23 protein-coding genes and 1 tRNA gene are annotated in these 21435 nt (G+C 71.1%); 8 read left to right on the top strand and 16 right to left on the bottom strand.

The window, feature by feature from the left end; all coding sequences use genetic code 11:
- On the bottom strand, positions 1-900 hold a 900-nt coding region (gene ubiA, locus FQY64_RS13210; RefSeq protein WP_146474964.1), incomplete at its 3' end, for a 4-hydroxybenzoate octaprenyltransferase.
- A 107-nt stretch (positions 901-1007) separates the two neighbouring features.
- Between ubiA and FQY64_RS13205 the strand changes: the two genes are divergently transcribed.
- Positions 1008-1084 (top strand) — tRNA-Arg (locus tag FQY64_RS13205).
- A gap of 71 nt (positions 1085-1155) precedes the next feature.
- Here FQY64_RS13205 and FQY64_RS13200 read toward each other — a convergent pair.
- From FQY64_RS13200 to arfB, 3 genes are all read right to left on the bottom strand, one after another.
- Entirely contained in the window at positions 1156-1878 is a 723-nt protein-coding gene (locus tag FQY64_RS13200; protein WP_146473903.1) for a pseudouridine synthase, read from the bottom strand.
- A 137-nt stretch (positions 1879-2015) separates the two neighbouring features.
- Complete coding sequence (locus FQY64_RS13195) at positions 2016-2615, bottom strand: 1-acyl-sn-glycerol-3-phosphate acyltransferase (protein WP_146473902.1); 600 nt, start codon at positions 2613-2615, stop codon at positions 2016-2018.
- 10 nt (positions 2616-2625) lie between these two features.
- Positions 2626-3042, bottom strand: a complete 417-nt coding sequence (arfB, locus tag FQY64_RS13190) for an alternative ribosome rescue aminoacyl-tRNA hydrolase ArfB (protein WP_146473901.1) — start codon at positions 3040-3042, stop codon at positions 2626-2628.
- A 100-nt stretch (positions 3043-3142) separates the two neighbouring features.
- Here arfB and FQY64_RS13185 point away from each other — a divergent pair, with 100 nt between their 5' ends.
- Positions 3143-3631, top strand: coding sequence for a DUF2059 domain-containing protein (locus FQY64_RS13185; RefSeq protein WP_186760906.1), 489 nt, complete (start codon positions 3143-3145; stop codon positions 3629-3631).
- 25 nt (positions 3632-3656) lie between these two features.
- Positions 3657-4151, top strand: a complete 495-nt coding sequence (locus FQY64_RS13180) for a hypothetical protein (protein WP_146473899.1) — start codon at positions 3657-3659, stop codon at positions 4149-4151.
- Positions 4152-4169: 18 nt separating this feature from the next.
- Here the strand turns inward: FQY64_RS13180 and FQY64_RS13175 are convergent, their stop codons facing one another.
- Positions 4170-4571, bottom strand: a complete 402-nt coding sequence (locus FQY64_RS13175; protein ID WP_146473898.1) for a GFA family protein — start codon at positions 4569-4571, stop codon at positions 4170-4172.
- A 227-nt stretch (positions 4572-4798) separates the two neighbouring features.
- On the opposite strand from FQY64_RS13175, the gene rpmB reads away from it, so the two are divergent.
- Together rpmB and rpmG are read left to right on the top strand one after the other, a co-directional pair.
- Entirely contained in the window at positions 4799-5035 is a 237-nt protein-coding gene (rpmB, locus tag FQY64_RS13170) for a 50S ribosomal protein L28 (protein ID WP_146473897.1), read from the top strand.
- A gap of 14 nt (positions 5036-5049) precedes the next feature.
- Entirely contained in the window at positions 5050-5214 is a 165-nt protein-coding gene (gene rpmG, locus FQY64_RS13165; protein ID WP_146473896.1) for a 50S ribosomal protein L33, read from the top strand.
- A 283-nt stretch (positions 5215-5497) separates the two neighbouring features.
- Here rpmG and FQY64_RS13160 read toward each other — a convergent pair whose 3' ends face one another.
- From FQY64_RS13160 to FQY64_RS13125, 8 genes are all read right to left on the bottom strand, one after another.
- The gene (locus tag FQY64_RS13160) at positions 5498-5752 is read right to left on the bottom strand and encodes a hypothetical protein (RefSeq protein WP_146473895.1); all 255 of its coding nucleotides are present in this window, start codon (positions 5750-5752) and stop codon (positions 5498-5500) included.
- Positions 5753-5831: 79 nt separating this feature from the next.
- Positions 5832-7616, bottom strand: a complete 1785-nt coding sequence (locus tag FQY64_RS13155) for a tetratricopeptide repeat-containing diguanylate cyclase (protein WP_186760905.1) — start codon at positions 7614-7616, stop codon at positions 5832-5834.
- Between the two features lie 86 nt (positions 7617-7702).
- The gene (locus FQY64_RS13150) at positions 7703-7978 is read right to left on the bottom strand and encodes a hypothetical protein (RefSeq protein WP_146473893.1); all 276 of its coding nucleotides are present in this window, start codon (positions 7976-7978) and stop codon (positions 7703-7705) included.
- Positions 7975-8811, bottom strand: a complete 837-nt coding sequence (locus FQY64_RS13145) for an SAM-dependent methyltransferase (RefSeq protein ID WP_146473892.1) — start codon at positions 8809-8811, stop codon at positions 7975-7977. Before FQY64_RS13145 ends, FQY64_RS13150 begins: the two co-directional genes overlap by 4 nt.
- A gap of 32 nt (positions 8812-8843) precedes the next feature.
- Positions 8844-9386, bottom strand: coding sequence for a GNAT family N-acetyltransferase (locus FQY64_RS13140; RefSeq protein WP_146473891.1), 543 nt, complete (start codon positions 9384-9386; stop codon positions 8844-8846).
- Positions 9387-9410: 24 nt separating this feature from the next.
- A complete protein-coding gene (acs, locus tag FQY64_RS13135; protein WP_146473890.1) occupies positions 9411-11384 on the bottom strand; it encodes an acetate--CoA ligase in 1974 nt (657 codons plus the stop codon).
- Between the two features lie 93 nt (positions 11385-11477).
- Entirely contained in the window at positions 11478-11804 is a 327-nt protein-coding gene (locus tag FQY64_RS13130; protein WP_229814974.1) for an EF-hand domain-containing protein, read from the bottom strand.
- Between the two features lie 56 nt (positions 11805-11860).
- The gene (locus FQY64_RS13125; RefSeq protein WP_146473889.1) at positions 11861-13066 is read right to left on the bottom strand and encodes a DesA family fatty acid desaturase; all 1206 of its coding nucleotides are present in this window, start codon (positions 13064-13066) and stop codon (positions 11861-11863) included.
- Between the two features lie 214 nt (positions 13067-13280).
- Here FQY64_RS13125 and mutM point away from each other — a divergent pair, with 214 nt between their 5' ends.
- The gene (mutM, locus tag FQY64_RS13120; RefSeq protein ID WP_146473888.1) at positions 13281-14093 is read left to right on the top strand and encodes a bifunctional DNA-formamidopyrimidine glycosylase/DNA-(apurinic or apyrimidinic site) lyase; all 813 of its coding nucleotides are present in this window, start codon (positions 13281-13283) and stop codon (positions 14091-14093) included.
- 70 nt (positions 14094-14163) lie between these two features.
- Here the strand turns inward: mutM and FQY64_RS13115 are convergent, their stop codons facing one another.
- Both FQY64_RS13115 and FQY64_RS13110 read right to left on the bottom strand, forming a co-directional pair.
- Positions 14164-14784 (bottom strand): thymidine kinase, encoded by a 621-nt coding sequence (locus FQY64_RS13115; protein ID WP_146473887.1) that lies wholly within the window; start codon positions 14782-14784, stop codon positions 14164-14166.
- 26 nt (positions 14785-14810) lie between these two features.
- Positions 14811-15623: an SEL1-like repeat protein gene (locus tag FQY64_RS13110; RefSeq protein WP_146473886.1), complete on the bottom strand. Its 813-nt coding sequence runs from the start codon at positions 15621-15623 to the stop codon at positions 14811-14813.
- Between the two features lie 93 nt (positions 15624-15716).
- Here FQY64_RS13110 and FQY64_RS13105 point away from each other — a divergent pair, with 93 nt between their 5' ends.
- Both FQY64_RS13105 and FQY64_RS13100 read left to right on the top strand, forming a co-directional pair.
- A complete protein-coding gene (locus tag FQY64_RS13105) occupies positions 15717-17696 on the top strand; it encodes a UvrD-helicase domain-containing protein (protein WP_146474962.1) in 1980 nt (659 codons plus the stop codon).
- A 141-nt stretch (positions 17697-17837) separates the two neighbouring features.
- Positions 17838-18725: a 5'-nucleotidase, lipoprotein e(P4) family gene (locus tag FQY64_RS13100; RefSeq protein ID WP_146474960.1), complete on the top strand. Its 888-nt coding sequence runs from the start codon at positions 17838-17840 to the stop codon at positions 18723-18725.
- Positions 18726-18917: 192 nt separating this feature from the next.
- Here the strand turns inward: FQY64_RS13100 and plsB are convergent.
- Positions 18918-21435 (bottom strand): glycerol-3-phosphate 1-O-acyltransferase PlsB (gene plsB, locus FQY64_RS13095; RefSeq protein WP_146474958.1); only part of this gene is annotated, 2518 nt, incomplete at its 5' end.

The following is a 21435-nucleotide window of genomic DNA, read 5'->3' as shown; positions in this document are numbered from 1 at the left end:
CGCCCCGCCCTCCCACAACGCCGCCGCGATCCCGGCGAACACCACCAACCCCACCCACTGGTTGTGCAGGAACGCGCGGAAGCAGCCCTCGCGATCGCGCCCGCGCGCCTGCCGGAACTCCCACGCCACCAACAGCACCGCCACGCCGAGCGCCGCCCAGTACGGCCCCCCGAGCTGCGCCTGCCGCCCCACCAGCGCCAGCGCGGCGAGGAACAGCGCGTACAGCACGCCCTGCGCGACCAGATCCAGATCGCCGAACAGGATCGCGGTCGACTTCGCGCCCATGCGCACATCGTCGTCGCGGTCGACCATCGCGTACCAAGTGTCGTACGCCGTGGTCCAGAAGATGTTGGCGACGTACAGAAGCCACGCCAGCGGCGGCACCGTGCCCTGCACCGCGGCGAACGCCATCGGGATGCCCCAGCCGAACGCGAGCCCGAGGTACACCTGCGGAAAGTAGGTGTAGCGCTTGAGATACGGGTACGTCGCCGCCAGCGCCACGCCGCCGAAGCTCAGCAGCGCCGTCAGCCGGTTCAACGTCAGCACCAGCGCGAACGCCGCCAGCATCAGCACCGCGAACAGCGCCAGCGCCTCGCGCCCGCGCACCGCGCCGGTCGCCAGCGGCCGCCCCTTCGTGCGCTCGACGTGCGGATCGAGCCAGCGGTCGGCGTAGTCGTTGATCACGCAGCCGGCCGAGCGCGTCAGCCACACGCCGGCGCTGAACACCGCCAGCGTCCACAGCGGCGGAACACCGCCCGCCGCCAGCCACAGCCCCCACCAGGTCGGCCACAGCAGCAGCAGCCAGCCGATCGGCCGGTCGCCGCGCACCAGCGCCCAGTACAACCGCGCGCGCTGTCGCCACGCCGGCTCGGGGCGCGCCTCGTATCGCTCGTAACCCATGCGCGAAGCTTAATCCGCCCGCCCCCGCGCCGCGCCCCTCGCCCGGCCGCCGCCGATTGCGGCTAGAATGCGCCTCCCGCGGCGCAACGCCGCGGCCGCAGCACCACGCGCCCGTAGCTCAGCCGGATAGAGTAGCGGCTTCCGAAGCCGTTGGTCGGGGGTTCGAATCCCTCCGGGCGCGCCATCTCACACACCGCGGAATGCTCATTCCCGACGCGCGTCGCGGCCCGCCGGCAACGTTCACCGGCGCAAGGGTCATGGCGGTGCGGTGTCGAGGTCGAACAGGGTCAGCGCGCGGCGGAACTCGGCGTCCAGCGGCGCTTCGACCGCGATGCGGCGGTCTTCGTGCGGATGCGGAAACGCCAGCCGCTCGGCGTGCAGCAGCATGCGGTGGATGCCCAGCGTGCGGAAATAGCGGTTGTGGCGGCCGTCGCCGTGGCTGGTGTCGCCGATCAGATGATGCGAGGCGTGCTTGAGATGACGGCGGATCTGGCGGAAACGCCCGGTCAGCGGCCAGGCGCGCAGCAGCGCGTAGCGCGAGGCGGGGAAGCCGTTGGCGGCGAACGGCAGTTCCGCCGTCGCCAGCCGCCGGAAGCGGGTGACCGCTTCGCGGCGGGTGGGTTTGCCGGGGCCGCCGTCGAGCGGGTGGTCGACCGTGAACTCCGCTTCCGGCCAGCCGCGGCATACCGCCAGATACGCCTTCTCGACCTCCCGTCCCATCATCGCCTGCCCCAGCCGCGAAGCGGTGTCGCGATCGAACGCCACCAGCAGGCAGCCGCTGGTGGCGCGGTCGAGGCGGTGCACCAGATGGATCGGCCGCGCGAACTGCGCACGCAGGCGGTCGGCGAGGAAATCGTCCTCGCCGCGCGCGAGCCTGCTGTCGTGGACCATCAGCCCGGCCGGCTTGCACACCACGGCGAATGCGCTCTCCTCGTGCAGGACGGGCAGCGGCGTCGCGGGGGCGGGGTCGGTCGGCATCGGGGTGGGGTTCGGGACGGGGGTGGGGGATTGGGGCGGGGCAACCGGACACGCCGCCGGAGCGTGTTCGAAGCGCGTCGCGCTGGCGGTCGCGATGCCTGTCCGGCGGATGCGATCCGGGCCGCGGCAACGGCCGCTCACGCGTCGTGGTTGCGCCCCTTGGAAACGCCGCGGAACCACGCGCGGATGCGCTCGATGTCGGCCTGCATGTCCTCCGTCAGCGGCAGCAGCGGGCCGATGCCGATCACCTTCCGTCCGTAGTGGAAGTAGGCCGGAAGCACCGGCACACCGGCGCCCTTGGCGATCTTCCAGAAGCCGGTTTTCCAGCGCTCGACCGGTTTGCGCGTGCCCTCCGGGGCGATCCCGAACCACAGGCGCTCGGCGCCGCGCAGCATCGCCACCGCCTGCTCGACGATGCCCTGCGGACGACTGCGGTCGACCGGGATCACGCCCAGCCGCCGCAGCACCAGCCCCAGCAGCGGCACGCGGAACAACGAATCCTTGCCGAGGATCTTGATGTCCAGGCCGAGCGCCAGTTTGGCGGCGAAGCCCCAGATGCCGTCCCAGTTGGACGAGTGCGGCGCGCCGATCAGCACCAGCCGCGGGACATCGGGGAAGTCGCCGATCATGCGCCATCCGCCCAGCCGCAGCACCGTGCGACCGAGCCAGCGGGTGAAGCGGTTGGGCCGCACGCGCGGCGCATTCGGCGGCAACGGCAGGACGACGTCGGACGTCATGCGGGGCGGTTCACTCCCAGTCGCGCGGATTGCGACCGCGCTTGATCGTAGCGCGCTGGCGCTTGTGCTCCAGCCGGCGCTGCTTGGCGGCGCGGGTGGGGCGGGTGGCGATGCGCGGCTTCGGCGCCTGCAGGCCCGCTTCCACGAAGGCCGCCAGCCGCGCCCGCGCGTCCTCGCGATTGCGCTCCTGGGTGCGGAATCGCTGCGCCTGGATCACCAGCACGCCCTCGACGGTGACGCGCCGGTCGCGCCGGGCGAGCAGGCGCGCGCGCACGTCCTCCGGCAGCGAGGGCGAGCCGGCGATGTCGAAACGCAGCTCCACCGCGGTCGAGAGCTTGTTGACGTTCTGCCCGCCCGGCCCCGCCGAACGCACGAAGCGTTCGGCCAGTTCGGCGTCGGGAATCGTGATCGGACCGATGCGCAGCATCCGCGCAGATTAGCCCACGCGCGTTCGGCCGCCGCGTTGACGGATGCCGCGCTGCGCCGCCAACATGCGGCCTCTTTCTGTCGATCAAGGAGGACCGAACATGCGCAAGCGCTGCACCCTCGTCCTGGCCCTGCTGCTCGCCGCGCCGCTGGCCCACGCCGTGCCGCCGACCGACGCCCAGCTCGACGCCCTGCACGAAGCCGCACGCACCGAGCGGCTGCTCGAGGAGATGTGGCCCCGCATCGAGGCCATGCAGCGCCAGATGCTGCAACAGGCGCTGCAGGGCCGCGAACACGACCCGGAAGCGCAGGCGCGCGCGCAGCGCAGCCTGGAGCGCGGCAACGCGGCGATGCGCAAGGCGCTGAGCTGGGAGCGCCTGCGGCCGCTGCTGCGCGACGTCTATCGCCGGCACCTGGAGGCCGAGGACGTCGAGGCCATCACCGCCTTCTACCGCACGCCCGCCGGGCAGAAGCTGCTCGACAAGGGCCCCGCGCTGATGCAGGCCTCGATGGAAGCGGTGCAGCCGCTGCTGATGGAGGTGCTCGGCGAGATGGAGAAGGAACTGCGCGCCGAGGCCGGATCGCCCTGATCCATCCGCGCTCAAGGAGGAGACCATGCGAACGACCGCCCTGCTGCTGGCCGCCGCGCTCGCCGCGGCCGCCGGGCACGCCGCTGCCTTCGATCCCGCCCGCGTCGACGCCGCATCGGCGGCGAGGCCCGACCCCGCGCGCATCGACCGCGCCCGCGAGTTGCGCCACGCCCAGGCCCTGCTGCGTCGCGCCGAGCGCCTGGGCCGCGCGCTGGAGGCCGGCGAACGCGCAGGCCGGGCGCCGTCGCGGGACGAGTACCGGCGCAGCCTGGAACTGCTCGACCGGACCGACCGCGTCCTGCACCCGCACTGGGACCGTCTCGACCCGCAGACGCGCGAGCGCTACCGCGCCGCATGGACGCAGGCCGAGCGGCTGCATCGCGAAGGCCAGCGTATGGCCGCGCAGCCCGAGGTGAAAGCGGCGATCGGCAGCGCGCGCGAACTGCTGCTGGCGCTCATCCGCGACCTGCGCAACGGCCTGCACGCCGGCATCGAACGCGCGGCCGAGCGCTCGCGTTAGCCGCGGGGCGGGCGACCGTCAGGGGTGGGATTCGATCCCCGCCAGCGCGGGCATCGCCGCCCACGGCGAGCGGCGCTCGCGGTAGACCTCCACCCATGGCGCCGGGAAGCCGGGATCGGCGAACGCGCCGACCGCGACCGCGACGATCCCCGGCTCACGCTGCAGGGTCCACCAGACGGTCGTGCCGCACTGCGGGCAGAAGCGCTGGCTGACGCGCCGGCCGCTGTCGGCGGTGCGCACGAACACCGCGGCATCGCCCGCGGGCCGCACCTGTTCCTCGCGGAACCGCGCCTGCACCCCGAACGCGCTGCCGGTCCGGCGTCGGCAGTCCAGACAGTGGCAGATCGACACGCGGACCGGCTCGCCCTCGCATTCGACGGTGAGCTGGCCGCAGGCGCAGGCGGCATGGCGGACGGTCATGGGCAGGCTCCGGCGGTTCAGGCAGGGCGGGGCGTCAGCTTGCCGCAACGGGGGGCTGCCGGCATAATGCGCGGCTCGCTGCGTCCAGGCCCCGCCCGGACCGGGCCGGAAACGCGATTCCCGCCCTGTCCGCGCAGCAGATTCCCTCCCGCATCGCGTGGCGCCCCCGGCGCCGGGGCCGCCGTCTCCCTGGCCAAGGGAGGCCCCAAGTCACCACAGAGGTGCGTATGTCCCGCGTCTGCCAAGTCACCGGCAAGCGCGTGCAGACCGGCAACAACGTCTCGCACGCCAACAACAAGACCCGCCGCCGTTTCCTTCCCAACCTGCACGAGCGCCGCTTCTGGGTGGCTTCGGAGAACCGTTGGGTGAAGCTGCGCGTTTCCACCCAGGCCCTGCGCACCATCGACAAGAACGGCATCGACGCCGTGCTCGCCGAGCTGCGCGCCCGCGGCGAGAAGATCTGAGGAGGACCTGAGCCATGGCATCCAAGCGCGACAAGATCCGCCTGATCTCCTCGGCCGGCACCGGTCACTTCTACACGACCGACAAGAACAAGAAGAACACGCCGAACAAGATCGAGATCAAGAAGTACGATCCGGTGGTTCGCAAGCACGTGATCTACAAGGAAGGCAAGATCAAGTGACGCAGTGACGCCTTCGCGCGCAGCGCGAAGGCCTTTGTCACTGCGTCATCCCCGCGCAAGCGGGGATCCAAGAAAGCCCGCCGCCAGGCGGGCTCCGCTTTTTGGGCTCCGGCGCAGTCCTCCGCGCACCGGGCGAAGGCCTTTGTCACTGCGTCATCCCCGCGCAAGCGGGGATCCAAGGAAGCCCGCCGCCAGGCGGGCTTCCGCTTTTCGGGCTCCGGCGCAGTCCTCCGCGCACCGGGCGAAGGCCCCCCGCGAACGCTTGAGCCAACCCGCGTCGCGCTCAATGGCGGCGCGGGCCCTTGCGGCGTTCGATGGGTTCGGCGCGGCCCGGGTCCGCGGCCAGGGGCGCGACGGCCAGGCGAAGCCCCGCAGCGCGCAACGCCTCGCGCACGTCGCGGAACGTCGCCCACTCGGGCACGTCGCGCAGCGCGCTTTCCACCAGCCGCAGGTCGCCGGTTTCGTGGCAGGTGCGGAAATACTCGGCGAGAGCGTCCGTCGAGCGCAGGTGATCGGCGATGCGTCGGTTCTCGGCCATGACGCGGATACCGGGCGAAGACCGCACACTAGCGCGCGGCCGTGGCGCCGGCGTCAAGGCGCGTGCGGCGTGCGGAGGCTCAACCGCAGGCGTCGTCGGCCGCGGCCGAGCGCGCGTGGCGCCGTCCGCCGTCGTCCTCGTCGCAACCGGGCAGGGGCGCGTAGGCGGTCACCCGGTTGCGACCGCCGACCTTGGCGCGGTACATGGCGGCGTCGGCATGGGCCATGAGCGTTTCGTAGTCGTATCCCGACACCTGCGTGGACGCGACGCCGACGCTGGCCGACACCGGCTGTCCGCAGGCCACCGCGCGCGCGTCGATCGCCGCGATCGACTGCCGGCACCCCTCGGCGACGCGCAGCGCGGCTTCCAGGTCGCAGTCGATCAGCGTCATCGCGAATTCCTCGCCGCCGATGCGTCCGTACACGTCGGCCTGCCGGCAATGCAGGCGGCCGACGCGCGCGACCTCGCGCAGTACCCAGTCGCCGCTGGCGTGGCCGCACTGGTCGTTGATCTGTTTGAAATGGTCGAGGTCGAACAGCAGCACGCTCACCGGACGGCCGCGCTGCCGGCCCTGCGCGAGCGCCGCCTCGCTGCAGGCGCGGAAATGGCGCCGGTTGCTCAGGCCGGTCAGGCCGTCCGTCTCGGCCAGCTTGCGCAGCGACCGCTGCGTGCGCCGGCCGCGATAGCCCCACAGCACCGCGCTCAACGTCAGCAGGACCAGCAATGCGATCGCAAGGCGGGTATTCCATTGCGACTTGCGCGCGACTTCCTGCTGCAGGCGCAGGAGCTGATTCTGCTGCTGCAGCAGGGCGATGGACTGGTTCTTCTCGCGGATCTCCTGTTGGCCGAGCTGGAACGCGTATTCGCGCGCCTTGACGTCATCGAGCCGGGCCCTGTCGGCGTCCGCATAGCGCCTGTAATAAGCCAATGCAGCGGACAGGTCGCGTCGGCTCAGCGCGATCTCGTAGAGCACGCGGTTCGCAACCACGCTTGCCTGGGAGGTGCCGTCTTGACCTTTGGCTCTCAGGATGGCGCGGGCGTGCGCTTCGGCGTGGGCAAGGTCGCCGATATCGAGGTAGTACTGCGCCAGCAGGCGACGCATTTCGCCGGTCAAGCGTGTATACCCCGTCGCCTCCGCTTCCGGCAGGTGCGACTCGAGCAGCGCGATGGCTTCCCGTCGGCGTCCCTTGGCTGCTTCATGTTCAGCCCATGTGCACCGGATAGCGTTCACGAGGATGATTTCGCCTTGCGACGCGCAGTCGGCGATTGCGTCGTCGACATCGCGCGATTTGTCGAGCGCGCGACCGAGCCCGTGAAGAGCGCGCACACGAACCTGGCGGGCGATGCAGCGATTGCGCCCGTCTGGATCGTCAGCAAGCACGCGCTCCGCACGCGCCAGTGCCATCGGGTAATGGCCGAACTCGTTGTATAGCGTGCCGGCGACGTTGTCGCCGGTATGTTTCAGCGAGCGATCCTGGAGTCGATCCGCGAGGAGCGACGCACGGTTGAGGTAACGCAGCCCCACCAGGTATTCGCGGTTCAGCGCGCTGACGGTGGTCACCAGCAAAGCCGCGCGATAGCCGATCTTCGGATCGATCGCATCATCGGCCAGGCGGCCCGCATCTGCGATCGCCTCCTGATACTCCCCGCGCAGTGCCCGTCGATAGTTGCGGAGCAGGCGCAGGTACTGGATCTCCGCCTTGGTCGCTTCATGCTTTCGCCGCTCCAACCGGGAGAGCAGCTCGGCCGCGCGGGCGGGCTCACGTGTCCGGAGCGCATCCGCCTGTGCAAGCAGATCGGAGAAGGAGGACGCGCGCGCCTCGATGGCAGGCAGCACGAGAGCCGCCGCCAGTGCAAGGCTCAACAGCCCAGGGTGTGGCATGGCCGGTCCCTACGCCTCCACGTGCGTGGCGACCGCTTTGCGCCGGTCGCCGGCAGCCGAGGATAGCGTCAATCCGCGCCGTCGTCCGGGGTGCGGCCGGGCTCCGGCACCGGCTGATCGCCGGGTTCACGCGCGGGCTCCGGCTCGTCCTGGTCGGGGGCCGCGATGGCGCACATCACGTGCGGGCGACCACGAAGCGCCGCCGTCAGCGCGCGGATGTCGGCCGCGCGGAAGGCCTCCTGGCATTCCGGCTCGAGGGCGCCGAGCATGGCCTCCAAGCCGGCCTCGTCCACCCCATAGGGGGACGTCGCGAGCGTTTCGAGCATGCGGAGGGCATCGGTCACGTGAGGGTCTCCTGGGTGTCCGCGCCGCAAGGCGCCGTGGATGGGGCAGTCGCGCGGGCGAGTGCGTCCCGCATGGCCGGGTCGGCGGCCAGCGGCATGGCCGGTGGCACGACCAAGGTCGAGTGCATGCTCAACTCGGTGTCAAGCAATGCATGCAGGCGCAGTCGGAGCGCGCGGTGCTCGGCCAACGGCGTGGTGGCAGCTTCGTACACGATGACCTCGTGCTCGAGCGGATAGTGGTCGGCAAGCCGCTCCACCAGCAACTGCAGGTGCGCCGGCAGGCCCCGAGAGCGGCGGCATTCCACATCACCCACGAGGCCGATCTGCCACAGGACCAGATAGGCGGACGGGTCGATCACCCGGCGGTAGATCAGGAACTGTGTGGCCTCATGGTGCTGGCAGCCGTATCGCCCCGGGTCGATGCCGAGATCGGCGTAGAGGCACGCTTCGGCCGATATCCCCGGCTCCATGACGGCCTGGAAACCTTCGGCGCGGGCCCGCGTGACGACGTCGTGCGGCACCTGTGCGAACACCCCGGGGTGGCCGTAGAAGGCGGCGCATACGCGTCGGCCGGCCCTGACCTCGGCGAGGATCGCCTCGGCCATCTCGCGGTAGGTCTGCCGGCGCGCCTTTCCTTCGGCGTAGTAGGGCTGCAGGCTGCGTACGTCGGGGCGCATGGCCTGGACCCAAAGCTCGACCAGTGCGTCCGAGGCGGCGACGAACACGACGTCGGCCTGTTCGATGAAGGCCTGCGAACGAGGGCTGAGGTGTCCGCCCAGCATCATCCCCAGGCCGACGCAGGCCAGGTGGCCGCGGCCGTCTCGCACGTTCATTTTTTGGGTTCCCCCCTGGAACGGAACCCACCCTACCGGGCCGGATCGCTCCTGCCAATCGCCAGCGGACGGCCGACCGACCAGCGCGCGCGGTCCAGGCCCCACTGCACGGTACCCGGTCGCCCGGGGGGCTCCTCGGCGAAACCGTAAGGCTGTAGCAGGCGGCGGGACATGCGCTCGTTGGCGCCCCGAAGGCACACGCCAATGAGTCGCTCGACGCCGGCCACATCGAATGCATGCAGCACCAGCCGGTCCATCACCTCGTGCGAGCGGCGGCCGTCCCACGCGGCCGGCAGCAGCATGATGCCGGCTTCCGCGACCCCGCCTTCGCGATGCAGCGCGGCGATGCCGAGCGCCCGGCCCGTGGCGGTATCGACGACCGCCCACGTGCGGTGGCCCGGCACGTCGCTGCGGTTGTGCGCCATGACCTTGCGGAAGGCGCGGGTGGCGCGGCCGGCATCCAGCGGCGGGCCGATGCGGGCCATGACGCGCGGACAGGTGTAGAGCGCGAGATAGAGCGGCTGATCGTCGTCCCGTAGCGGGCGCAGGTCGGTCGTGTAGGACGCCGTGGTCATGCCGCCGATGCCATGAGGCGCGCGCTATTGCCGCGGCGATGCGCCCGTCGAGCCGGGCGCCCGATCGCGCAGCAGCGACTCCACCACCCCCGGATCCGCCAGCGTCGAGGTGTCGCCGAGCTGGTCCGGCTGGCCTTCGGCGATCTTGCGCAGGATGCGGCGCATGATCTTGCCGGAGCGGGTCTTGGGCAGGGCGGGGGCCCACTGCAGGTGGTCGAGGGTGGCGATCGGGCCGATCTCGCGGCGCACCCAGGCGATCAGCTCGGCGCGCAGGGCCTCGTCGGGCTGTTCGCCGGCCTTGAGCGTGACGTAGGCGTAGATGCCCTGGCCCTTCAGATCGTGCGGGAAGCCGACCACGGCGGCTTCGGCCACCTTGGGATGCGCGACCAGCGCGCTCTCGATCTCGGCGGTGCCGATGCGGTGGCCGCTGACGTTGATGACGTCGTCGACGCGGCCGGTGATCCAGTAGTAGCCGTCGGCGTCGCGGCGGCAGCCGTCGCCGGTGAAGTACATGCCGGGATAGGTGCGGAAGTAGGTGTCGATGAAGCGCGCATGGTCGCCGTACACCGTGCGCATCTGGCCGGGCCAGGAATCCAGCAGCACGAGGTTGCCTTCGGTCGCGCCCTCGAGCACGTTGCCGTTGGCATCCACCACCGCCGGGCGCACGCCGAACAGCGGCAGCGTCGCCGAGCCGGGCTTGAGGTCGGTGGCGCCCGGCAGCGGGGCGATCAGGATGCCGCCGGTCTCGGTCTGCCACCAGGTGTCGACCACCGGGCAGCGGCCATCGCCCACCACGCGGTGATACCAGCGCCACGCCTCGGGATTGATCGGCTCGCCGACGGTGCCGAGCAGCCGCAGCGAGGCGCGCGAGGTGCGCTGCACCGGCTCCTCGCCCTCGCGCATCAGCGCGCGGATCGCGGTCGGCGCGGTATAGAAGAGCGTCACCCGGTGGCGGTCGATCACCTGCCAGAAGCGCGCGGCGTCCGGGTAATTCGGCACGCCCTCGAACACCACGCAGGTGGCGCCGTTGGCGAGCGGGCCGTAGACGATGTAGCTGTGGCCGGTGATCCAACCGACGTCGGCGGTGCACCAGTAGACGTCGTCCTCGCGCAGGTCGAACACGCACTCGTGGGTGTAGCTGACGTACACCAGGTAGCCGCCGGTGGTGTGCAGCACGCCCTTCGGCTTTCCGGTCGAGCCGGAGGTGTAGAGGATGAACAGCGGGTCCTCGGCGTTCATGCGCTCCGGCTCGCACTGCTGCGGCTGGCCGTCGACCACGGCGTCGTACCAGCGGTCGCGCGGCATCTGCATGTCCACCGCGGCGCCGGTGTGGCGCACCACCAGCACGGTTTCGACCGAGGTGGTGCCGGGCATCTTCAGCGCGGCATCGACGTTGGCCTTCAACGGCACGCGCCTGCCACCGCGCACGCCTTCGTCGGCGGTGATGACCAGCTTGCTGCCGCAGTCGGCGATGCGGTCGGCGATCGAATGCGGCGCGAAGCCGCCGAACACCACCGAATGGATCGCGCCGATCCGCGCGCAGGCCAGCATCGCCACCACCGCCTCGGGGATCATCGGCAGGTAGATCGTCACCCGGTCGCCCTTGCGCACGCCGAGGTGGCGCAGCGCGTTGGCGAGCTGGCAGACGCGCGCGTGCAGCTCGCGGTAGGTGATGTGCTGCGCCGGCTGCGCGGGATCGTCGCGCTCGAAGATCAGCGCGGTCTTGTCGCCGCGCGCGGCGAGGTGGCGGTCGAGGCAATTGACGCTGGCGTTGAGCTCGCCGTCCTCGTACCAGCGGATGCGGAAGTCGGCCGGGTCGAAGCGGGTGTCCTTGATCCGCGTCGGCGCGCGGTACCAGTCGAGCCGCTGCGCGACGCGCCGCCAGAAGCCTTCGGGGTCGCGCAGCGACTCCTCGTACAGCCGCGAATAGTCCTCACGGGTGATGCGGGCATGCGCGGCGAAGGCGGGGTCGACGGGAATCGCGGCGGGCGTGCTCATCGGCGGTCTCCTGACGTTCGCGCGCCAGTGTGCCGCAACGCCGGTGGCGCCGGCATGCGGCATCGGGCCGAACGGGGCGGACGCGCGCGCCGCTCAGCGCGGCGGCGCGGCCAGTTCGCGGGCGTCGAGAAAGCCGTCGCGGTCGGCGTCCTGGCGCCGGAACGTCGCGGCGAGCGCCTCGCGATGCGCGGCCAGCGTGACCGGCCGGCCGCGTCCGCCGGGCAACTCGTCGGCGGTGAGCGTGTCGTCGCGGTTGCGGTCCATCGCCTCGAACGCGTAGCCCATCCACGCCTGGTATTCGGCCAGCGAGACGCGGCCGTCGCCGTCGCCGTCCATGCGCGCGAGGTAATCGTACGCGCTGCGGACCTGCGCCGGTGCGGCGGCGGCCACCGCGACGGTGCCGGCGCACGCCAGCCGGATGAAGAAAAGCGCCGGCGGGCGGCGCTTTTCGTTCGGCTCCCGGTAGCTCACGGGACTCACGCGCGCGCGGGCACCAGCGCGTAGCCTTTCAGCCGCGCGGAGAACGCCTGCAGCGCGGCGATACCGCTGGCCTCGGCCTCGGCGCACCAGGCGTGCAGCTTCTGCAGCGTGGCCTGGGCGTCGTGCGAGCGATCGTCCAGCACCTGCGCCAGGCGCTGGCGGAACTCGGCCAGCGTGGCCATCTTCGGGCGTTCCGCCAGCCACGCCTGCAGACGCGCGCGCGCGTCGCCGTCGAGCCAGCGGCCGCCGTCGGCGAGCGCCTTGCGCCACTGGCGCGGCAGCCGGCGCATGCCTTCGCCGGCGCGCGCGGCTTCCTCGCGCAGCGCGGGCAGCATCACGCTGCGGTAGTAGTCGGTCATCGCCTGGAAGCGGATCGTCAGCAGGGCCTTGAGCGTCTCCGCGTCGGGCACGTGGATGTTCGGACGCACGTCCAGCGCCGGCGCCACGCGCAGCACCTTGGCGAGGCCGACCGTCTGGAACGCGCGGATCGCCGCCCAGCCGATGTCGAACTCCCACTTGCGCAGCGCGAACTTGGCCGAGGACGGGAACGCGTGGTGGTTGTTGTGCAGCTCCTCGCCGCCGATCCACACGCCCCACGGCGAAAGGTTGGTCGCGGTGTCGGTGGTCTCGAAGTTGCGGTAGCCCCACCAGTGGCCGAGGCCGTTGACGATGCCTGCGGCCCAGAACGGGATCCACAGCATCTGGATCGCCCACAGCGCCACGCCCGCGAAGCCGAACAGGGCGAAGTTGATCAGCAGCATCAGCGTCGGGCCCCAGCTCGAGCGCGGGGTGTAGAGGTGACGCTCGATCCAGTCGTCCGGGCAGCCCTTGCCGTACTTCTCGATGTCCTCGTGCCGCCTGGAGGCGTCGCGGTAGAGCTCCACGCCGCGCCACATCACGGTGTCGATGCCCTTGAACTGCGGGCTGTGCGGGTCTTCCTCGGTCTCGCACTTGGCGTGGTGCTTGCGGTGGATGGCGGTCCACTCCTTCGTCACCATGCCGGTGGTGAGCCACGACCAGAAACGGAAGAAGTGCGCCAGGACCGGGTGGAAGTCGACCGCGCGATGCGCCATCGAGCGATGCAGGTACAGCGTCACCGAGAAGATGGTGAGCTGGGTGACGACGAGCAGGTAGATCGCCAGCGTGCCGAGCCCGGCCTGGGTGAGGCCCCGGGCCAGAAGATCGAGCAGGGAAACGGACATGCGGGAAGACTCCGGAAGAGAAATGCCGGCGATCCGGCGAAGGCATCATGCCATCCCAGGCGTGGCATCCGCGTGGGTACGGCCGGCGCCGATCACACTCTGTTGGGGCAGGTGTAGGCGAAACAACGGCGGCCATCGCGGCCCGGGATGAACCGGCTGAACCTGCAAGCGGCGGGCCACGCCGCAGTCCACGGCCAACGCCTATCCTGTCGGCATGCCCGAGTTGCCCGAAGTCGAGACCACCCGGCGCGGTCTGGCGCCGCACGTCGAGGGCCGGCGCGTGACCGCGGTCACCCTGCGCCGCCCCGACCTGCGCTGGCCGATTCCCGGCGAAGTGCGCGAGCGTCTGCCCGGCCGCCGCATCGACCGCGTGCGCCGTCGCGCCAAGTACCTGCTGCTCGACAGCGAAGCGGGCAGTGCGCTGCTGCACCTGGGCATGAGCGGCAGCCTGCGCGTGCTGCCCGCCGACACGCCGGTGCGCGCGCACGATCACGTCGACCTGTCGCTCGATTCCGGCCAGGTGCTGCGGTTCAACGATCCGCGCCGGTTCGGATGCCTGCTGTGGCAGGCGCCGGGCGAGACCCATCCGCTGCTGCAGGGGCTCGGGCCCGAGCCGCTGTCGGACGCGTTCGACGGCGCCTATCTGTTCGCGCGCAGCCGCGGCCGCCGCGCGCCGGTGAAGGCGTTCCTGATGGACCAGGCAGTGGTGGTGGGCGTGGGCAACATCTACGCCGCCGAGGCGCTGTTCCGCGCCGGCATCTCGCCCTGGCGCGAGGCCGGGCGCATCTCGCGCGCCCGCTACGAGGCGTTGGCGCAGGCGATCCGCGACATCCTCGGCTACGCGATCGAACGCGGCGGCACCACGCTGCGCGACTTCCTCAGCCCCGACGGCGCGCCCGGCTACTTCGAGCAGGAGCTGTCGGTCTACGGCCGCGCCGGCGCGCCCTGCCCGCAATGCGGCCGCACGCTGAAACACGACGTGCTCGGCCAGCGCGCGACCGTGTGGTGTCCGCGCTGCCAGCGCTAGTCCGCGATGCGCGCAGGAGCGCCTTCAGCCGCGACCGGGGACATGCGCCCGTGCTCGCGCGCCGATCCGCTCAGATCGGCAGCGACGGCTGCAGCGGTTCCACCGTGCCCTCGCCGCGCATGATCTTCTTGTACTCCGCGCGCGAGACCGACACGTAGCGCTCGTTGCCGCCGATTTCCACCTGCGGCCCGGCGGTGACCGCGCGGCCCTGCTCGTCCACGCGCACGGTCATGGTCGCCTTCTTGCCGGTGTGGCAGATGGTCTTGATCTCGTTGAGCTCGTCGGCCCACGCCAGCAGGTACTGGCTGCCTTCGAACAGCTCGCCGCGGAAGTCGGTGCGCAGGCCGTAGCACAGCACCGGAATGCGCAGCGCATCCACCACTTCCGACAACTGCCACACCTGCGCGCGGGTGAGGAACTGCGCCTCGTCGACCAGCACGCAGTGCAGCGGCCCGTGGGCGGCGATGTCGGCGCGCACGCGCGCCTCCAGATCGTCCTCGCGCGCGAACGGCACGCCCTCGGCCTGCAGGCCGATGCGCGAGGCGATGCGGCCGTGGCCGGCGCGATGATCCAGCGCCGGCGTCAGCAGCAGCGCGCGCATCCCGCGCTCGCGGTAGTTGTGCGCGGACTGCAGCAGCGTGGTGGTCTTACCGGCGTTCATCGCCGAGTAGTAGAAGTACAGCTTGGCCATCCCGGCAGTTTAGCGGTCGCGCGCCGTCACCCGGGCGGCGGCGTGAGCGCCGATGCCGGCACCGCGGGCGCCTCGGGAGCGTCGGGCTCCGGCGCGTCGATCTGCGGCCTCACCGCCGGGATACGGCTGTCGCTTTGGGGCGGCGCGGCGGGAAGCGTTTCGATCTCGCCGACCTCGACCCGTCCGATTCGGGGCTTCGCCCAGATCTGGTCGTGCCAGGCCCAGTATTTCTCCGCATCCCAGTACCGCTCGTCGTAGTACTTGCTGCCTTCGATCGACTGGCCGCCTGCCGGGCCGGGAATGTGGATCTGCACGCCGCGGTTGAAGCCGGTGCGGCTGCCGGTCATCTTGCGCCGCCCGTCCCGGAGCTGGAACTCGTAGCGCGGCTTGGCGGCGGCATCGCCGAAGCGGGCGTAGATCGCCTGCCCCTCGCGAAGCGCGCGCTCGCGCTCTTCCGCGCTGAGCGCGTTCCAGTAGCGCTCGCGCAGGCCCAGGAAGCCCGCATAGCCGCGCTCGGCGGCGAGGTCCATCCACGCGTAGGCCAGGGCGCGGTCCTGCGCCACGCCTTCGCCGTTCCAGTACATCTCGGCGACCATGCCCTGCGACGGCTTGTCGGCGTAGAAGCTGGCGCGGCGGAAGTAGCGGAACGCATCCTCGTAGCGTTGCTCGCGGTAGGCCTCCATGCCGAGCAGCCGGTACTTCATGTCCGGATGGTGGGTCAGGAAGCCGGCGGTGATCAGCAGCGGATCCTGCGTGGGATCCGGCGGCGCCGCGCGCTCCGCGGCGGCGGCGGGAAGGGCGAGCGCGAGCAGGATCGGCAGAAGTGTGCGCTTGAGCATCCGTTGCCTCGTCGAGTCAGGTTCCGGACGCATAGCGTACCCGGCGTGCGTCGCCGTGGCCGCTAAACTGACGGCCTATCCGGAAGTGTCTCCATGCACGGCCTCAATCCTCCCCAGCAGGCCGCCGTCCTGCATTGCGACGGCCCGTTGCTCGTGCTCGCCGGCGCGGGCAGCGGCAAGACGCGCGTGATCGTCGAGAAGATCGCGCACCTGATCGGCCGCGGCATCATGCCGGCGCGGCGGATCGCGGCGATCACCTTCACCAACAAGGCCGCGCGCGAGATGCGCGAGCGCATCGGCAAGCGGCTGAAGGGCGACGCGGCCGAAGGGCTGACCTTGTGCACGTTCCACGCGCTCGGCCTGCGCTTTTTGCAGATCGAACACGAGAAGGCCGGGCTGCGGCGCGGGTTCTCGGTGTTCGATGCCGACGACACCACCGCGCAGATCAAGGATCTGCTGCCCGCCGGCGCCGCGCCCGATGCGCTGGACAACGTGCGCAACCTGATCTCGCGCGCGAAGAACGCAGGGCTCTCGCCCGAGCAGGCACTGGAAGCCGCGCGCAGCCCGCGCGAGCGCATGGCGGCCGAGCTGTACCTGAAGTACCAGCAGCGGCTGACCAGCTTCAACGCGGTCGATTTCGATGACCTGATCCGCCTGCCGGTGCAGTTGCTGGAGGCGGAGGACGAGCTGCAGCGCACCTGGCGCGAGCGCATCGGCTATCTGCTGGTGGACGAATGCCAGGACACCAACGACGCGCAGTACCGCCTGCTGAAGGCGCTGGCCGGGCCGAAGGGCCTGTTCACCTGCGTGGGCGACGACGACCAGTCGATCTACGCCTGGCGCGGCGCCAACCCGGACAACCTGCTGCAGCTCGGCAAGGACTATCCGCACCTGCGCATCGTCAAGCTGGAACAGAACTACCGCTGCAGCAACCGCGTGCTGCGCGCGGCCAATGCGCTGATCGCGCACAACCCGCACGAGCATCCGAAGAAGCTGTGGAGCGACCAGCCCGACGGCGAACGCATCCGCGTCTGGGAATGCCGCGACGCCGCGCACGAGGCCGAGAAGGTCGCCGCCGAGATCCACTTCCTGCACACCGCGCGGCAGGCGCCGTGGAGCGACTTCTGCGTGCTGTTCCGCGGCAACCACCAGTCGCGCGCGCTGGAGAAGGCGCTGCAATTGCTCGGCGTGCCGTATCACCTCAGCGGCGGTACCGCGTTCCTCGATCGCGGCGAGGTCAAGGACCTGCTGGCGTGGCTGCGGCTGATCGCCAATCCGGACGACGACGCCGCGTTCCTGCGCGCGGTGGGCGCGCCCAAGCGCGAGATCGGCGCGGCGACCCTGACCAGGCTGGCGGACCTTGCGCGTCACGCCCACCTGTCGCTGTCGCGCGCGGCCGAATCGGTCGGCGCGCTCAAGCAGCTCGGCCCGCGCGCGGCGAACGCGGTGGAGGGCTTCGCGCGTTGCGTGCAGGGCCTGCGCCAGGACGCAGCGAAGCTGACGCCCGCGCAACTGGTGCAGGCGGTGGCCGAGCGCAGCGGAATGCTCGCCGCCCTGCGCGCGCAGAGCAAGGACGAGGCCGGCTTCCTGCGCCGCAAGGCCAATCTCGAGGAACTGGCGCAGTGGTTCGACGGCGCGCGCAACGCGGGTCCCGGCGAACTCGCCGCGTCGCTCGCGCTGCTGTCGCATGCCGACAAGGGCGAGGCCGGCAACCAGGTGCGGCTGATGAGCCTGCACGCGGCCAAGGGCCTGGAGTTCCGCTACGTGTTCATCGTCGGCATGGAGGACGGCACCCTGCCGCACGAGGCGAGCCTGGAGGAAGGCCGCGTCGAGGAGGAGCGCCGGCTGCTGTACGTCGGCATCACCCGCGCCAAGGAACGGCTGTGGCTGTCGTACTCGCGCGAGGCGCAGCGCTGGGGCGAGCGCGTGCGGCTGAAGCCGTCGCGTTTCCTCGACGAACTGCCGGCGGAGGAACTGCAGCGCGACGGCGCCGATCCCGAGCTCGATGCCGCCCACAAGAAGGAGCGCGCCTCCGCCGGCTTCGCCGCGATCAAGGCGCTGCTCGACGGGTAGGGCGGGTCTTGACCCGCCATCACTCCGACGAGCGAGGACCGGCGGGGCAAGGCAGGAGCGGCGGGTCAAGACCCGCCCGACCGCGTTGACGGTCATGCGGCTGGCTTACACTCGCGCTCCCCTCGCTTCCCGCCGCCTCGCATGCGTGCCCATCCGCTCGTCCTGTTGCTTTCCGCCGCGCTGCTCTCTGCCGGCTGCACGCGCGCCGTCGCGCCCGAGGCGCCGCCCGCGCCGGTCGCGGTGGAAGCGCCCGCCGTGCCCGCGCACGACAACCTCAACGCGGTGCTGTGGATGCAGACGGCGGTCGAGTACCGCGCGATCGCCGAGCAGACCTACCGCGCCGCGGCCGAGCGGCTCGACCGCGCGCTGAAGGATCCGGCCTGGGACGCGCTGGTGGCCGACGAACGCGACGTCCCGGCCCGGGGCCTGCCGCCGGCGGTGGTGCTCGACATCGACGAGACCGTGCTCGACAACTCGCCGTACCAGGCGCGGCTGGTCGCGCAGGACGCGCACTACGACGAGGCGAGCTGGGACGCCTGGGTGCGCGAGCAGAAAGCGCGCCCGGTGCCGGGCGTGGTCGAATTCGCCAAGGCCGCGCAGGCGCGCGGCGTCACCCTGGTCTACATCTCCAACCGCGCCGAGCACCTGAAGGAGCCGACGCTCGCCAACCTGCGTGCGGTCGGACTGCCGGTGAAGGACGACAGCGTCTTCCTCGGCCTCGGCACGTTCGTCGAGGGCTGCGAGCAGGAGGGCAGCGAGAAGCTCTGCCGCCGCCGCCTCGCCGGCCGCCGGTACCGCGTGCTGATGCAGTTCGGCGACCAGCTCGGCGACTTCGTGCAGATCGACGCCAATACGCCGGACGGCCGCGCCGCGCTGTACGAAAAGCATCGCGCCTGGATCGGCGAGCGCTGGTGGGTGCTGCCGAACCCGAGCTACGGCTCGTGGGAGCCGGCCCTGTTCGACAACGACTGGCGCCAGCCGGCCCCGGCGCGCCGCGCCGCCAAGCGGGCCGCGCTCCGCGCGGACTGATTCTTTAGAATCAATGGGTTGCGCGACCAAACTTCAGGTGTTGCCTCAACAGTAGCCCTCGGCTACGCTGGCCTCATCCGGTCGGCGACCGGATGCCATGCCCCACAAGCGTCCTCCGGCGGATTGCCGGGCTTGTATCGTGATCGAGGCCCCCGCGGGCCTCTTTTTTTTCGCGGCTGGGGGCGCAGGCCCTCACGCCGCGGGCTTGGCCGTCTCGGGGCTCACCTTCTCGATCGAATGCCGCAGCTCGCGGCCGAGGATCACCTTGGCGTCCTTCGCCCACGCCGCCAGGCGCTCGTCGAAGGCGAGCTTGCCGGCCTCGTCGGTCCACACCAGCTTCAGCTCGCGCAGCTTCTGGATGAAGCCGCGGAACAGGGTCCTGTCGAAGAACTCCGGCGCGGCCGGCGCGTACAGCAGCGACAGCCGCTGCGCGGCGAGCTGGCACAGGGTTTCCAGCTCGCCGGCGCTGAGCACGCCGGAGCCGTTCTTGGCCAGCACCGAGATGGCGATGTAGTAGCGCTCGAACGCCTGTTGCAGCGAATGGCCGATCGCGCGCAGGCGGAACACCTCGTCGCTCTGGCCCGCGTAGCGCGCGAGGATGCGCTCCTCGCCGTCCTCGATCGGTTCGAGCAGCCCTTCGCGGATGAACAGCCCGATGGTGCGCGCCAGGCGCTCGACGAAGCCGTCCTCGTCCCACGGCAGGAACAGCTCCGCCTGCAGGAACGGATACACGCTGCGCCCGAGCTGCAGCACGCGCGCCTGGCTCATGCGCCGGTTGTTCTGGAAGCAGCAGGCGATCCACGCCGCGGCGGTGAACAGGTGCAGCACGTTGTTGCGGTAGTAGCTCAGCAGCACCGCGGTCTCGTCGTCCACGCTGAGCACGTCGCCGAGCGGATGCCGCGTGCGCTGCAGCACGCCGATCTCCTCGCCGTGGGCGACGATCTCGACCGGCGTGTGCGGCGTCACCGTCACCCGTTCCGAGTACGGCAGCTCCGCCAGCAGCGTCTTGCACAGCGCGATCTGCTGCAGCAGATCGCCTTCGCCCATCGCGTGCTTCGGCGTGGACAGCAGCGCCAGCGCCAGCAGGTTGATCGGATTGACGTCGGCGGCGCGGTTGATGTTGACCTGGATGCGCTGCGCCAGCGTGTCCACCGTGGCCGCCAGCCAGGCCGGCTTCTCGTCCTCCGGCAGAGGGCGGCCGTCCCAGTCCGGCGCGTGCTGCGCGAGCACGTCGTCCAGCCGGATCGGCTCGCCGAAGTTCACCACCACCTGTCCGAAGTTCTGCCGCAGGACGCGCGGAATGCCGACCAGCAACTGCCAGATCGATTCCTTCTCCTTCGGCTTGCCCGACAGTTCGTCGAGGTAGCTGCGGCCCTCCATCAGCTTCTCGTAGCCGATGTACACCGGCTGGAACAGCACCGGCCGGGTCGGCGCGCGCAGGTAGGCGCGCAGCGTCATCGCGAGCATGCCGCCCTTGGGCGGCAGCAGGCGGCCGGTGCGCGAGCGGCCGCCTTCGATGAAGTACTCGATCGAATAACCGTCGGCGACCAGTTGCGCCACGTACTCGCCGAGCACGGTCGAATACAGCGCGTTGCCGCGGATGCTGCGGCGGATGAAGAACGCGCCGCCCTTGCGCAGCAGGGTGCCGATCACCGGCAGGTTGAGGTTGATGCCGGCGACGATGTGCGGCGGCACGATGCCGCGCGTGTACAGGAACCACGACAGCAGCAGGTAATCCATGTGGCTGCGGTGGCAGGGCACGTAGATCACCTCGTGCCCCGGCGCGTCCTGCTTGAACTGCTCGAGGTGGTGCACCAGCACGCCGCGGTAGATGCGGTTCCACACCGGCTGCAGCAGGAAACTGGCCGAGCGCACCACCGGATGCGAGTAGTCGGCGGCGATCTCGTAGGCGATCGCGTGCGCCTTCTTCCACGCTTCCTCGGTGGAGGTGCCGTCGCGCCGCGCCTGGTCGGCGATCGCCTCGCGCACGCTGGGGGCGGCCAGGACGCGGTCGACCAGCAGGCGCCGGGTCGACAGATCCGGCCCGATGATCGCGGCGCGGATGCGGCGGAAGTGCGCGCGCAGCACGCGCGAGAGCTTGCGCACCGTGCGCTCCGGCGGCAGGCCCTCGTCGACCACGCCGCGCAGGCTCACCGGCGGGGAGAAGCGCACCAGCGTGTTGCGGCCGTTGAGCGCGATCGCCAGCAGCCGGCGGAAGCGGCCGACGATGGTCCAGTTCTCCGAGAACAGCACCGAGAACCAGCCGGTGCTGCGGTCCGGCGCACGGCCGACGAAGATCGACACCGGCACCAGTTGCACGTCGAGCGACGGGTCGAGGCGGTGGGCATCCAGAAGGCGCGCGAGCGAGCCCGAATGCGTCTTGTGCTCCGGCCCCGGCGCCAGTCCGAGCGCGTTGGTGTGACGGCGCGACAGCGCGACGTAGGCGCGCTTGCGGCCGAGCGGATCGCCGGGCAGCGGCTGCAGCGGCGAGGGCAGCCCGGCCTCGCGGCAGGCGCGCTCGAGGATCAGCGCGTTCGACAGGCCGTAGTCCTCGAGCACGTAGCACACCGGCCGGCCGGCGGTGGTGTCGTGTTCGGCGGGCTTCTCCGGCTCGATCGTCAGTTCGATCCACGGCGCCAGCGCGCGGCCGAGCAGGCGCGCCCACAGCGGCCGGCGCGGCGGCGGCGCGCGGCGCGCGGGCAGCGTGCGC

The organism is Vulcaniibacterium thermophilum, assembly GCF_007923255.1.
Classification (GTDB): Bacteria; Pseudomonadota; Gammaproteobacteria; order Xanthomonadales; family Xanthomonadaceae; genus Lysobacter_F; species Lysobacter_F thermophilum.
Note: the sequence above shows the minus strand (reverse complement) of the source record. Positions and strands in the feature narration are given on the sequence as shown.